Below are 14,844 nucleotides of genomic sequence, written 5' to 3'. Positions count from 1 at the left end.
TAACATTTTAAACAATTTGTTTACAGATTGAGGATTAAATAATCTTTTCTAGTAATCGTCCATTATATAGGTATTGTTTAATTGTTGCGGTCGCAACCTCAGGCTCAGAATAATTATAATGTCCTGTAACAATATCAATATTATGGTGATCGAGTAATAAATTTTCGTTTAATTTTTGTTTTAATCGTTGCAGAAAAATTTCTTCTTCTCCAAGTATTCCTGCTTTAACAATGATTTTCTCTGAGGAAAAAATATTAACTAGATTCATTAAAATATATGATAAGTTATCTGCAATATAATAAAGAATATCAATAGCTTTCTGGTTATTTTGAGCAACTTGCTGGCATAAATATTCTAATTTCTTTTTTCCATCAGGAATGGTGTTAGGTAACAGATGATCAACTAAGCGATAAATAGTTGTATAGGTGACATGATGTTGTAGTTGTTGCTGTTCAATTTTAGGTAAATTTTGACCAATATATTCTGCTAAAGGACTCATTTTTGGCAGACAAACTCGATCTATATTCATTCTCATTTCTTTTTCATTGTGTAATACCTCTCCTTTTGACAAAACACTCATATTAATAACATCATCAAGTTGTAAAAAAATGACATTATTACTATTTATTGCACTACCAAAAGTTGATTCTGCAAAGACCCAAGCAGAGAAATATTCAGATAAAAGAATTGGTATTGAAAAATATTCAGATAAAGGTGTTTGCAGATCCAGTTCTAGCTTTGAACTACCCAGTTTAACTATCCCTGTGCGACAACGGTTTAATTGTCCAATAACTGAAATTGAAAGTGCTAATATCTTTGATAACTTAGCTTGATAACGTTCTTGGAAAGCGTGTAATTTTTCTAATAATACTTTATCTAATTGTGAAATTTGTTCCCTCTCAATAGGATAAAAACATTGCTCAACGACATTGCCATTTAATTCACAAAGAAAAAGCTCTATCCCCTGTTCTGAAATAATCCCACAAATTGTCTGCCAATAGAAAGGCGATACAGTTAGCCCTACTGCTGGGCGACCACGTACTAAAGAAGTTTGTGCTGTTCGTTCAATAACAAGTTTTAAATCAATTAATTTTCTAATTAAATTAGTAATACTGGCTGGGGCAAAACCTGAAAGTTTAGATAAATCGATCCGTGAAATTAATTCAAATTGTTCAATTAAACGATAAATTTCGCCTAAATTTTGTATTGAGGTTAAATTAGAATTTTTTGTTCTAGGCATAATATTTACCAAATACTATTTTATTTAAATTTATTTATACTCCATAAGACAATATTTCAAATTTTATCTAGCTAAAAAGTAAACTCAAGATACAGGATCTAAATTTGAGAAATATTTCACATTTTTTCTCATTAACCTTCACTTTATTGTTCAATTAGCTAGCTAAAATCAAGGATAAAGTTTGGTTAACGCTGTAAACTGGGGTAGAATACCTCCCACTTTTTCTAATTATTTTATTTTTAGCTACTCTCTTGAGTTAATCCAAATTTCTGAGGTAAAAAATGACACAAATTGCTACTGTTGCCGAAGTATTAAAAGAAAAAATCGCTATCGGTGAAAGTGTTACTGTACGTGGCTGGGTACGGACTCGTCGTGATTCTAAAGCAGGCGTTTCTTTTCTATCCGTCTATGACGGTTCTTGTTTTGATCCAATTCAAGTTGTAATTGAACAATCTTTAGAAAATTATCAATCCGAAGTGTTACGTCTTACAACGGGTTGTTCTGTGATTGTCACTGGTAAAATTGTTGCTTCACCAGCAAAAGGTCAAGCTCTTGAACTTGCTGCCGAAAACGTTGAGGTTTGTGGTTGGGTTGAAGATCCTGAAACATATCCAATGGCTGCTAAACGTCATTCAATTGAGTATTTACGAGAAGTCGCTCACTTACGCCCTAGAACGAATATTATTGGTGCCGTCGCTCGAGTGCGTCACTGTTTAGCACAAGCAATTCACCGTTTTTTTCACGAACAAGGTTTTTATTGGGTAGCAACACCATTGATTACCGCATCAGATACTGAAGGTGCTGGAGAAATGTTCCGTGTTTCCACCTTAGATCTTGAAAATTTACCACGTGATGACAAAGGAGCAATTGATTTTAATCAAGACTTTTTTGGTAAAGAAGCCTTCCTTACTGTATCAGGTCAACTTAATGGAGAAACTTATGCTTGTGCATTAAGTAAAATTTATACATTTGGTCCAACTTTTAGGGCAGAAAATTCAAATACCAGTCGTCATTTAGCCGAATTCTGGATGGTAGAACCTGAAGTTGCTTTCGCAACCTTAGCTGATAATGCTAAATTAGCCGAAGATATGTTGAAATATGTTTTTAATGCTGTGCTAACAGAACGTCTAGATGATCTTAAATTCTTTGAAAAACATATTGATAATAGCGTTATCAATCGTTTGCAAGCGTTCATCAATTCTGACTTTGCTCAGATTGATTATACTGATGCAATTGAGGTGTTATTAAAATCAGGCAAAAACTTTGAATTCCCAGTCGAATGGGGGATCGATCTTTCTTCTGAACATGAACGCTATCTAGCCGAAGAATACTTTAAATCACCTGTCGTAGTAAAAAACTACCCTAAAGATATTAAAGCTTTCTATATGCGTCTAAATGATGATGGAAAAACTGTAGCGGCTATGGACGTTTTAGCACCGGGAATTGGTGAAATCATCGGAGGATCACAACGTGAAGAACGATTAGAGATATTAGATCAACGTATGGAAGAAATGGGCTTAAATAAAGAAGACTATGGCTGGTATCGTGATCTACGCCGTTATGGTACTGTTCCTCATTCAGGTTTTGGTTTAGGTTTTGAACGTTTAATCGTTTATGTGACAGGGTTACAAAATATCCGAGACGTTATTCCATTCCCTCGTTCACCACGTAATGCAGCATTCTAAATAACATTAAACATATTCATTAGCCACTTAAAACTAAGTGGCTTTTTTTGTCTTATACCCAAAGAAAAAGTGATCTTGCCCACAAAATTATAAAAATTCTGCTATTTCATTCAAATTTATCTGTAAATTTTAAAATAAATTGTTATCTTGAACAGGTAGCTTTTAACCTATTAGAGGTAAATAATGAAAACATTAGGTGAATTTATTGTTGAAAAACAAGCAGACTACCCTACAGCCAAAGGTGAATTAACCAGCATTTTAGCATCAATTCGTTTAGTGGCTAAAATTATCCATCGTGATATTAATAAAGCTGGCTTAAATAATGATATTATTGGTCATTCAGGTGCAGAAAACATTCAAGGTGAAACGCAAATGAAACTTGATGTCTTTGCTCATGAAAAAATGAAAGCCGCTTTAATTGCTCGGGGTGAAGTAGCAGGCTTTGCTTCAGAGGAAGAAGAACATTTCATTGCCTTTGATACTGAACGTGGGCGTAACGCAAAATACATTCTTCTTACCGATCCACTTGATGGTTCATCAAATATTGATACTAATGTATCTGTTGGTACTATTTTCTCAATTTATCGTCGAGTTTCACCAATTGGACAATGTGTCACGCAGGAAGATTTTTTACAAGCTGGACGTCAACAAGTTGCAGCGGGCTATATTGTCTATGGTTCTTCGACAATGCTTGTTTATACCACAGGAAATGGTGTTAATGGTTTTACCTACGACTCCTCTCTTGGTATGTTTATTTTATCCCATGAAAATATTCGTATTCCACAAGAAGGCAATATTTATTCTATTAATGAAGGACACTACTTAACATTCCCAACTGGGGTGAAAAAATATATTAAATATTGCCAAGAAGAAGATGAAAGCAGCAAACGCCCTTATTCTTCACGTTATATTGGATCTTTGGTTTCTGATTTTCATCGTAATATGCTTAAAGGCGGTATTTATATTTATCCAACAAGCACTCGTTATCCAAACGGAAAATTACGTTTATTATATGAAGGAAATCCTATGGCATTCTTAGTGGAACAAGCAGGTGGAAAAGCCAGTGATGGTTACCAGCGTATTTTAGATATTCAACCTACTCAACTGCATCAAAGAACGCCTCTTTTCATTGGTTCTGAACAAATGGTTAAAAAAGCTGAAGAATTTATGCAAGAAAGTTAAAGTATTTTTACAGAAAAAAATTTTTTCTGATATAATCCTCCACCTTTTACAATGGAGGATTATTTATGTCTATATCTACAACAGAAAAATTAGCAAACCCGGGCCCTTTAGGTTTATGTGGTTTTGCTTTAACAACTTGGTTATTGAGTTTAATTAATGGCGGTTTTTACACTGCAAATAATGTAAGTTTAGTCATTGCGATGGCTTTTGCATTTGGTGGTACCGCCCAAGCAATAGCTGGCATTTTAGAATTTAAAAAAGGTAATACTTTTGGTTTTACTGCTTTTATCAGTTATGGTGCATTTTGGTGGTCTTGGGCATTATTTGTTCGTTTTTTCAATGATGGTGCTGATGCAACTTTTATTGCGTGGTATTTAGCAATTTGGGGAACCTTTACACTAATGATGTTTATTGCCTCACTCTCAAAACCAAAAGCTTTGCAAGCGATCTTTTTCTTTTTAACTTTAACGTTTTATGCTTTAGCATTAGGTGATGCAACAGCGATTCATACTATCAGCCGTCTTGGTGGAATTTTAGGTTTAATCACTGCACTACTCGCTTTTTATTTGGCAGCGGCAGAAATGATTAATGAATGCTATGGTCGTAGTATTTTACCTATTGGTGAAAAGAAATAAAAAGTACAGGTGAAAATTAAATAAGCTCAAATATTATTATTTGAGCTTATTTTTTTATTAACTATGAAACTAATTTTTCCAATATTTTTCTTTCGCTTGTTGCAATTTATGATATGCCTTTAACAATTGCTGATGTTCATTAAAATTGGTGAAATTCTCATCACTGGCGACTAAGTCATAGAATGGATTACCACCACGAATTGTATTCCAAACAAAATCAACCGTTTCTTCACCATACATTCTGTTGAAAACAGCACGATATTGCACCGGATCTCTATTGGAATCTAAGTGTAATTCTAATCCAGCAATTAAAGCACGATAATAATTGCTTCGTTTCGCACTGAAGACTGAACCATTCATATTTATTGTCCAAGTTGCCCAATCTAACGCTAGTTCCAAATCTCCTATTGCAAGGGCTAACATTGATTTTAATTCGCCAACTCTCAATGTTTGCCAACCACTATTTTTAGGAGCAACAAGCCCAATAAATTCACGAATTCGAGTTAAATCATCGATTCCTTGTTGATCTAACTGTGCCAACAATTCTTGGTAAGTTGCTTTATCGTGGTGAAAATACGGTAAATCCAATAAAATTTCTCGCCATTCCATTCCTGCATTATTATTTGCATAAATTAGATCATCTACTGGATAAATATCTGACATTCCGGGAACAATAATTCGACAAGCATAAACCCCTAGATGTTGATAATCCATAATGTAAACTTCTCTCTCCTCACGAGCAAAAAGTTGCATTAAATTATTAAATTCTAACTCGGTTGTGCCTGAAAAGTCCCATTCTACAAAAGAATAATCAGGATCTTGCTTAAATAAATCCCAAGAAATTAAACCACTGGAATCAATAAAATGCGTTTCAAGATTCGCATGATCTGCGACTTCGTCATTATCAAACGCTGGTGGTGAAAATACATCAAGATCGTTTAAACTGCGACCCTGTAACAATTCTGTGACAGTACGCTCTAATGCAACTTGAAAATTAGGATGAGCACCAAAAGAAGCAAAACAAGTACCATTTTGTGGATTAAGCAATACGACACAAATGACAGGATATTGTCCTCCTAAAGAGGCATCAAAAGCATAAATAGGGAATCCTTCTTCTTCCAATTTTGCAATTGAAGCTTGAATAGAAGGATATTTTTCTAAAACAGTTGTTGGAATTTGTGGCAAGCTAATAGCTTCAGCAATAATTTTATTTTTAACATAGCGTTCAAATACCTCAGATAACCCCTGTACTCTCGCTTCATTTACGGTGTTACCCGCAGACATACCATTAGAAACATATAAATTTGCAATAATGGCTTGTGGAATGTAAACCGTTTGTTGATCTGATTGACGAACATATGGTAGTGCGACTATCCCTCTTTCACAATTACTACTTTGTAGATCAATTAAAAAATCTGATGTTAACTCTCGGTTAGGATCATAATAATTTAAGAGATAAGGATCTAAAATCCCTTCTGGTAACTGAGTTTGATCCGTAATTTTAAACCATTTTTCATTAGGATAATGTACAAATGGTGCATTAGCTAATGCCTTCCCTAAATAAAAATCTGCAAAAAAATAGTTTGTTGAAAGACGTTCAAAATACTCACCTAACGCCGATGCTAAAGCGGCTTTTTGGCTTGCACCTTTCCCATTTGAAAAACACTGGGGACAATCTTTATCACGAATATGTACCGACCATACATTTGGTACAGGGTTTAACCAAGAAGCTTCTTCAATATTAAAGCCTAGCTCACTTAATTTTTGTTGAAAATGAGTAATACTTTCCTCAAGGGCTGCATCTTTGCCCAAAATAAAGGTTTGTGCCATTTTTTATCCTTTAACTCAGTTGTTACAAAAGCTGATAATTCTAACTGTTTTTAGGTGTAAATTCATCTAATGCGATAGTTAAGGCTTGTTTTATCTCTGGATATTGAAATTTAAAGCCACAATCTAACAAGTGTTGTGGCAATAAATATTGATCATCTAATAATAAACAGGCTCTTTCACCTAAAAAAAATCGTAAAATCCCAGCAGGTACTTTTCCCCAAGCTGGGCGAGATAATAACTGAGATAAAAGCGTATTGATCTCTTGATTTTGAGTAGGATTTGGAGAACAGAAGTTAAATACACCTTGACAGTGAGGTTGTTTAAGTAAAAAAAGTAATCCATTTACAACATCAATTATGCTTATCCACGCCCAATACTGTTTTCCTGTACCCAGTTTTCCCCCTAAACAATAACGGTATAAAGGTAACATCGCTGCCAATGCACCACCTTTACCTAGAACAATCCCCATTCTAACCAAACAGACTCGACTATTCTTTGTCTGTAATGCAGCTTTTTCCCAAGCTTCGCATAATGTTGTGGTAAAGCCTTTTCCTTTTTTACTCTGTTCATTTAAAACCAAATGAGGTTGATTACCATAATAACCTGCTGCAGAGGCTGAAATAAAAGTTTTAGGAGGAATGGTGCTTTGATTAATTAATTGACTCAGAGTTGTAGTTAAATTTACCCTACTTTGTTGTAAATGTTCTTTTTGTTGTTTTGTCCAACGTTTATCAAAAATGGGTTCACCAGCAAGATTAATCACCGCATCATAATCATTAAAATTTGAATAATTATCCAAGCTCGCCACAGTAGTCAGTAGTTCAGTATGTTGGAACAATTGTTGAGTTTTGATCGGATTACGACTAAGTAAAGTGAGTTGATGTCCTTCTGCTAATAAAGTTTGCACTAATGCACGTCCAATAAACCCACTTCCTCCTGTTAGAAAGATTTTCATACCGCCTCCTTTCTAATCTGAATAAACTAGCAGTTAAAATTTTTTAATTGTGGCTAAAAAGAATTAGCAAATAGTGTCTGAATATTTTCAATTAAATGAGCAATATTCACATCTTTCGTCGGCGATACAAAAATGGTATCGTCTCCCGCAATGGTGCCTAGAATCCCTTCTGTTTTTCCAATAGAATCTAATAAACGTGCAATTAATTGAGCCGCACCGGGAGTTGTTTTAATCACGATCAGTTGATCATTGGCATCAATATCTAAAACCAAATTTTTTAAAGGGCTACTTGTCGCTGGTACACTTAATTCACTTGGTAAACAATAAACAGTTTCCATTCGAGTATTACGGGTACGCACAGCGCCAAATTTATTCAACATTCTAGAGACTTTCGATTGATTAATATTAAAACCTTGTTGATTCAATGCTGCCACAATTTCACTTTGTGAACCAAATTTTTCTTCTAATAATAAGGCTTTAAATGCTGATACTAAATTATCTTGTTTATTTTCCATAAAATTATCTCATTATTTTAACCAGTTCTAACAACTAAAATGCATAAATTCTGCATAATAATTCATAAAAATGCAATTTAATTCTATATTCTTCCCTTACAGTGATTTTTGAAGAGGCTCTTATTTTTGATAATAAATGTGCTATATCTCTCAATATTCAATTTATCCATTTGAATTTCTAACTTATCAAGCATAAAATTTTGTTAATTTTTAACCGTAGATTCTAAGCGATAGATTCTTACATTTATAAGGAGTAGAAAATGAAAGTTGCAGTATTAGGTGCAGCAGGTGGCATTGGTCAAGCTTTATCCCTTCTTTTAAAATTACAATTACCCGCAAAATCAGAATTATCACTTTACGATATTGCACCCGTTACCCCTGGGGTTGCTGCTGATATTAGCCACATTCCAACAGATGTAAAAGTACAAGGGTTCGCTGGTGAAGACCCAACTCCCGCATTAGAAGGTACGGATATTGTATTAATTTCAGCAGGTGTTGCACGTAAACCCGGTATGGATCGCTCAGATCTTTTTAATATTAATGCAGGGATTGTGAAAAATTTGATTGAAAAAGTTGCAACAGTTTGCCCACAAGCTTGTATTGGTATTATTACTAATCCAGTAAATACCACTGTTGCCATTGCTGCAGAAGTCTTAAAAAAAGCAGGAGTATATGATAAGCGTAAATTGTTTGGCGTAACTACTTTAGATACGCTAAGAGCTGAGACTTTTGTCGCTGAATTAAAAAATATTGATCTTAATAAAGTGCAAGTACCTGTTATTGGTGGTCATTCAGGAGTAACCATCCTACCATTATTATCACAAGTTCACGCTGTAAATTGGCGTGATGAAGAAATTTCGCTCTTAACGCAACGTATTCAAAATGCAGGAACTGAAGTCGTTAATGCAAAAGCAGGAGCAGGGTCAGCAACATTATCAATGGCACAAGCGGCTGCACGTTTTGCTCTTTCACTTTTACGTGGTCTCAATGGTGAAAATGTAGTGGAATATACTTATGTTGAAGGAGATGGCAAATATGCACGTTTCTTCGCCCAACCAGTACGGTTAGGAAAATTTGGGGTTGAAGAATTACTCCCTATTGGAACATTAAGTCAATTTGAACAACAAGCGATTGATGCAATGTTATCGACTTTACAAGCAGATATAGAACTAGGCGAACGATTTGTAAATAGTTAATTTAATTTTGAATCCATTCCCCATAATTTATTATTAGGAATGGATTCTAATCTCTTATTCGTTTATTTTTCATCTATTAACCATTCTCAAAAGTCTTTTACTATTTTGTGTTTAGCTTTTTTCAGTTAAAATCTCTATTTATTTTTCTATATTAATTAATAACAACTATGCAAGAGTACGCTAAGCAAGATATTTCACTTTTATCGTTGATTAACTCTCCTGAAGATCTTCGCCAACTTCGGCGTGAACAATTAGGTGAATTATGCCAACAATTACGTGCATTTTTATTAAAAACCGTCAGTCAAAGTAGTGGGCATCTTGCATCTGGATTAGGTACAGTTGAATTAACCGTTGCATTGCACTATGTATTTAATACACCATTCGATCAACTTATCTGGGATGTCGGACATCAAGCTTATCCACATAAAATTCTTACTGGCCGACGAGATCAAATGCATACTATTCGGCAAAAAAATGGTATCCACCCATTCCCTTGGCGTGAAGAAAGTTTATTTGATGTTTTAAGCGTTGGTCATTCTTCAACTTCAATTAGTGCTGGATTAGGAATTGCCATTGCTGCACAAAAAGAAAATCTTGGGCGAAAAACAATCTGTGTAATTGGCGATGGTGCTATTACAGCAGGTATGGCATTTGAAGCGATGAATCATGCAGGTGCATTACACACCGATATGTTAGTCATTTTAAATGATAATGATATGTCAATCTCTGAGAATGTCGGCGCATTAAATAATCATTTGGCTCGTTTACTTTCTAGTTCTTTCTATTCATCTTTGCGTGAAAGTGGGAAAAAAATTCTGTCAGGTTTACCCCCTATTCGGGAATTTATCCAAAAAACAGAAGAACATATGAAAGGTTTTATTTCTCCCGGTGGTACGCTATTTGAAGAATTAGGATTTAACTATATTGGGCCTATTGATGGGCATAATATAGATGAATTAATTTCCACCTTAAAAAATATGCGATCACTAAAAGGACCGCAATTTCTTCATGTTATAACCAAAAAAGGGAAAGGTTATGCCCCCGCTGAAGCAGATCCTATTGGCTTTCACGGTGTACCTAAATTTGATCATATCAGTGGTAAATTACCCGAAACCCATTTACCACTCACCTATTCCAAAGTATTTGGAGATTGGTTATGCGAAGTCGCTGAACAAGATCAGAAAATTATTGGTATTACACCAGCTATGCGAGAAGGCTCACATATGGTGGAATTTTCGCAACGCTTTCCCGATCAATTTTTCGATGTCGCCATTGCAGAACAACATGCAGTAACCTTTGCCGCTGGACTTGCAATCGGAGGATATAAACCTGTAGTCGCCATCTACTCTACCTTTTTGCAACGTGCTTATGATCAAGTTATACACGATGTTGCAATTCAAAATTTACCTGTTTTATTTGCGATTGATCGTGCTGGTATCGTAGGTGCCGATGGTCAAACTCATCAAGGGGCTTTTGATATTAGTTTCTTACGTTGTATTCCTAATCTGATTGTGATGACCCCTAGTGATGAAAATGAATGTCGTCAAATGTTACATACTGGTTATTTAAGCCAGTGTCCTGTTGCCGTTCGTTATCCTCGAGGAACAGGTCGTGGTGCTCAATTAACTCAATTAACTGGTGTTGAGATTGGAAAAGCGAAGATAGTACGAGAAGGACGAGAGATTGCTATCCTTAATTTTGGTACATTATTACCCTTTGCATTAGAAGCTGCTGAAAAACTCAATGCAACGGTTATAGATATGCGTTTTGTCAAACCTTTAGATCTAGAAATGCTAGAGTACGTAAGACAACAATACAAATTATTAGTGACGCTTGAAGAAAATGCGATTCAAGGTGGTGCAGGATCTGCTGTATTAGAAGCATTATCCAAACAAAATGGGAAACCAGTTAATGTTTTACAATTAGGTTTGCCTGATATCTTTATTCCTCAAGGATCTCAAGCTGAGCTTTGGGCTGAATTAAAACTTGATGCTATCGGTATTGAACAACAAATTCGCCAATACCTTACCCATATTTAGATAGATCATACAAATAAAAATTCCCTCTTTAAGAGGGAATTTTTATTGCTCTCTTTTTTGTAAAAGGTAAAAACTCGGATAAAAGAATAAAAATGACAAATATTGTGCTTTTTTCTTATAAACTCATAATATCATTTAAAAAAGGTAAAAAATCCTGTTCCGCCCATTCTAAGTTAAGCTTTTCTTGCTTTAAATTCTTTTTGAGAATTAACATCATCAAATTATCATAATGCTTTTTGTTTGGATCTTTTTCTAACTTTTCTAGTAAACAACTCATATTATTAATATTTTGCCGATGGCTATCAATTCTCGCTTGCACAACTTCAAGTGCATTTTCTGGGTGAAATTTAATTGCAGCAAGCAAACGAGAAGTAAATTCATCTCGATTAATACCACTTTTTAAACTGGTCTGTAATAGCCATTGACGTAAATTTTGTTCACCTTGTGTTGTAATTTGATACACTTTGCGATCTGGTTTGCCAACTTGGGCTCTTAAAGTAAAAACAATATCCCCTTGTTTTTCTAAAAGGCTTAATTCTCGATAAACTTGTTGGTGCGATGCGTGCCAAATTAAGCCATATGTTTGGTTAAACTTCTTGCCAATATCATAACCACTCACTTCTTCATGTGCCAAAATGGCTAAAATAGTATGCGATAATGCCATACAGCAGTAACCTCAAAGATAAAAAATAAAATGTGGTCAAATTTTATTAATAATTCATAAAAAATGCCCACACTGCAAGACGTTTTATCAATCTCAATTATTATCCCGTATTACGCATACCGGCAGCAATCCCTGTGATGGTAATCATTAAGGCTTGTTCCAACACTGGATTTGATTGTGGATTCGAACGAATACGATGGAGTAACTCAACCTGTAATAGGTTTAATGGATCGGTATAAATATTACGTAGCTTAATTGACTCAGCAATCCAAGGTAAATCTGCCATTAATTTATCTTCATAAGATAGCGATAATAATGTTTTAATATCTTGTTGTAGCTGCTGCCGCAAAGATTCGCCTAATTTCCATAAATGTTTAGGTACTAAACGTTGATCGTAATATTCTGTCAACCATAAATCAGTTTTACTAAATAACATTTCCAACATACCCAATCGAGTTGAGAAAAAAGGCCATTGGTACATTTCTTTGATAACTGCTTGTTGCCCTTGATCAATCAGAGTTTGTAATGCTGCACCAGCCCCCAACCACGCTGGTAATAACAAGCGGTTTTGCATCCACGCAAATACCCAAGGAATAGCACGTAAACTTTCAACACCACCATTTGGATTACGTTTTGTTGGGCGAGAACCTAAAGGTAATTTAGATAATTCTTGTTCAGGAGTTGCCGCTCGGAAATAAGACACAAAATCAGGGTTACCTCGGACTACCCCCCGATACAGTTGACATGAAATTAAAGCTAATTGATCCATTGCTTGCCGCCATTCTATTTTGGGCTGTGGTGGTGGTAACAAATTGGCTTCCAATATTGCCGAAGCATATAGATCTAAACTTTTAACTGCAACTGCAGGCAAACCTAATTTAAAACGAATCATTTCCCCCTGCTCTGTTACTCTTAGTCCATTTTTTAATGATCTTGGTGGTTGGGATAATAATGCAGCATGTGCTGGTGCCCCACCTCGTCCGATAGTTCCTCCACGTCCGTGAAAGAGAGTTAAATTAATATTTCGTGCTTCCGATAAATTAACTAACGCTTCTTGAGCACGGTATTGTGCCCAACTTGCAGCCAACATTCCTGCATCTTTCGCTGAATCAGAATAACCAATCATTACCATCTGATGATGATCAATCGCTTGATAATACCATTCTAAGTCAAATAATTGCCGCATTACGCTTTCACAAGCTTCAAGATCATCAAGTGTTTCAAATAATGGTACTACGGGCAGATGATAAGTAATACCGGTTTCTTTTAAAAGTAAATGTACGGCTAATACATCAGAAGCGGCTTGTGTCATTGATATGATATAACAAGAAATAACACCCTTAGGTTGCTTTGCAATAACTTTACAGGTTTCTAAAACTTCTTTTGTTTGCTCGGAAGGCTGCCATTCTCGAGGAATTAGAGGACGATGAGAGTTTAATTCTCTAATTAAAAAAGCCTGCTTTTCTTCTTCACTCCATTGAGCATAATTACCTAAACCAATATATTCTGTGATTTCTGCTAATGCAGCGGTATGGCGACTACTTTCTTGGCGGATATCTAAGCGAGATAAAGTAACGCCGAAACAACGAATACGTCTGAGACAATCTAAAAGTAAACCATTCGCAATTATACGCATACCACATTGACAAAGAGACTGATAACAATCAAATAACGGTTCCCATAACTGTTGATCTTGAGTGATAATTTCACTTTCAGTCGTTTGTGGTACGCCTCCAGCTAATAACGTATCATAGTGCGATAATGTTTTTTGTAATTTAGTACGTAAAGTTTTCGTAATAACTCGATAAGGTTCATCATACTCGCCATACTTAGCTTTAAATGCCGGCGTACAATCTAACATAGATAATTCATTAATCAGTGACTGAATATCCCCTAAAAACAATTCTGCAGCTTTCCAGCGTGCTAAATAAATTACTTGTTGAGTAATTTCTGCGGTAACAAACGGATTCCCATCTCTATCCCCTCCCATCCAAGAAGAAAAACGTACTGGTGCTAAATTAACAGGTAAAGAGAGAGAAAAGTGCTGTTCAAACGTCTGGTTTAATTCTCGTAAAAATTCTGGTACTGCTTGCCATAAACTATTTTCAATCACTGCAAACCCCCATTTCGCTTCTTCATATGGAGTGGGACGTTGCGTTCTAATTTCATTTGTATGCCAAGCTTGAGCAATTAATTGCAATAAACGACGTTTAATTTCTTGTTCTTCAGATGTTGTTAAATCTGAATTTTCCAAACGACTAAGACATTTGTTAATTTCAACATATTTATGCACCAAAGAACGACGTGTTACTTCTGTTGGATGTGCGGTTAAAACTAACTCGACCAATAGCCCTTCAACAGCTTGTAAAATCTCTTTATCGGTAATTTCAGGGTGTTGTTTTAAACGTTGACATAAAGAAACTAAAGAACGATTTTGCTCCGAACAATCTTGATGATGACGAGAGACTGTTTGATATTGTTCTGCAATATTTGTTAAATTTAAAAACTGGCTAAATGCTCTTGCTACTGGAATAATATTATCTTCGGAGATTGTAGCTAAAGTATCTAACAATTCTTGACGTGCTAAATTATCCCCCAAACGAGAATTACGTGATAAAACACGAATTTGTTCAATTAAATCTAAAATATCACTACCTTGAGCTTCACTAATGGTTTCACCTAATAAATACCCTAGCATACTCACGTTATTTCGCATTGCTGAATATTGCTCAATCATCTTTTGTCCTTTACTTTATTAAATAAAATTAATCTTATTTTATGGCGGATAGGTATAACAAAAAATAAGTAGGTTCGTCAATTTGAAATAAATTTCAAACTAAGAAAAAATCCATTACAATAACAAACATTTATTCAAAACAATATTATTTTTGATAGAGATCATT

Annotated in this window: 11 protein-coding genes; 5 read left to right on the top strand and 6 right to left on the bottom strand. The window is 35.0% G+C overall.

The features are described 5' to 3' along the window. Positions 1-34 precede the first annotated feature (34 nt). The gene (locus CEP47_RS03580) at positions 35-1,240 is read right to left on the bottom strand and encodes an ROK family protein (RefSeq protein ID WP_261920920.1); all 1,206 of its coding nucleotides are present in this window, start codon (positions 1,238-1,240) and stop codon (positions 35-37) included. Positions 1,241-1,521: 281 nt separating this feature from the next. Between CEP47_RS03580 and asnS the strand changes: the two genes are divergently transcribed. From asnS to CEP47_RS03565, 3 genes are all read left to right on the top strand, one after another. Beyond that, positions 1,522-2,925 carry an asparagine--tRNA ligase gene (gene asnS / locus CEP47_RS03575; protein ID WP_261920921.1) on the top strand — a complete coding sequence of 468 codons (1,404 nt, stop codon included), beginning with the start codon at positions 1,522-1,524 and terminating at the stop codon, positions 2,923-2,925. Positions 2,926-3,108: 183 nt separating this feature from the next. Next, positions 3,109-4,107 carry a class 1 fructose-bisphosphatase gene (gene fbp, locus CEP47_RS03570; protein ID WP_261920922.1) on the top strand — a complete coding sequence of 333 codons (999 nt, stop codon included), beginning with the start codon at positions 3,109-3,111 and terminating at the stop codon, positions 4,105-4,107. Between the two features lie 65 nt (positions 4,108-4,172). Further along, entirely contained in the window at positions 4,173-4,742 is a 570-nt protein-coding gene (locus CEP47_RS03565; RefSeq protein WP_261920923.1) for an acetate uptake transporter, read from the top strand. A gap of 69 nt (positions 4,743-4,811) precedes the next feature. Here CEP47_RS03565 and ycaO read toward each other — a convergent pair whose 3' ends face one another. From ycaO to argR, 3 genes are read right to left on the bottom strand one after another with little or no spacing between them, the layout of a single operon-like run. After that, positions 4,812-6,572 (bottom strand): 30S ribosomal protein S12 methylthiotransferase accessory factor YcaO, encoded by a 1,761-nt coding sequence (gene ycaO / locus CEP47_RS03560; protein WP_261920924.1) that lies wholly within the window; start codon positions 6,570-6,572, stop codon positions 4,812-4,814. Between the two features lie 40 nt (positions 6,573-6,612). Beyond that, on the bottom strand, positions 6,613-7,527 hold the full coding sequence (locus tag CEP47_RS03555) for a TIGR01777 family oxidoreductase (RefSeq protein WP_261920925.1): 915 nt from the start codon (positions 7,525-7,527) through the stop codon (positions 6,613-6,615). Positions 7,528-7,580: 53 nt separating this feature from the next. Beyond that, positions 7,581-8,042: a transcriptional regulator ArgR gene (argR, locus tag CEP47_RS03550; protein WP_261920926.1), complete on the bottom strand. Its 462-nt coding sequence runs from the start codon at positions 8,040-8,042 to the stop codon at positions 7,581-7,583. A 260-nt stretch (positions 8,043-8,302) separates the two neighbouring features. On the opposite strand from argR, the gene mdh reads away from it, so the two are divergent. Continuing rightward, positions 8,303-9,238: a malate dehydrogenase gene (mdh, locus tag CEP47_RS03545; protein WP_261920927.1), complete on the top strand. Its 936-nt coding sequence runs from the start codon at positions 8,303-8,305 to the stop codon at positions 9,236-9,238. Positions 9,239-9,405: 167 nt separating this feature from the next. Then, positions 9,406-11,277 (top strand): 1-deoxy-D-xylulose-5-phosphate synthase, encoded by a 1,872-nt coding sequence (dxs, locus tag CEP47_RS03540; protein ID WP_261920928.1) that lies wholly within the window; start codon positions 9,406-9,408, stop codon positions 11,275-11,277. Between the two features lie 115 nt (positions 11,278-11,392). Here dxs and CEP47_RS03535 read toward each other — a convergent pair whose 3' ends face one another. Both CEP47_RS03535 and ppc read right to left on the bottom strand, forming a co-directional pair. Then, positions 11,393-11,941 (bottom strand): PadR family transcriptional regulator, encoded by a 549-nt coding sequence (locus tag CEP47_RS03535; protein WP_261920929.1) that lies wholly within the window; start codon positions 11,939-11,941, stop codon positions 11,393-11,395. A gap of 100 nt (positions 11,942-12,041) precedes the next feature. Further along, entirely contained in the window at positions 12,042-14,678 is a 2,637-nt protein-coding gene (gene ppc / locus CEP47_RS03530) for a phosphoenolpyruvate carboxylase (RefSeq protein ID WP_261920930.1), read from the bottom strand. Between the last annotated feature and the right edge of the window lie 166 nt (positions 14,679-14,844).

The organism is Mergibacter septicus, from assembly GCF_003265225.1.
Lineage (GTDB): Bacteria > Pseudomonadota > Gammaproteobacteria > Enterobacterales > Pasteurellaceae > Mergibacter > Mergibacter septicus.
Note: the sequence above shows the minus strand (reverse complement) of the source record. Positions and strands in the feature narration are given on the sequence as shown.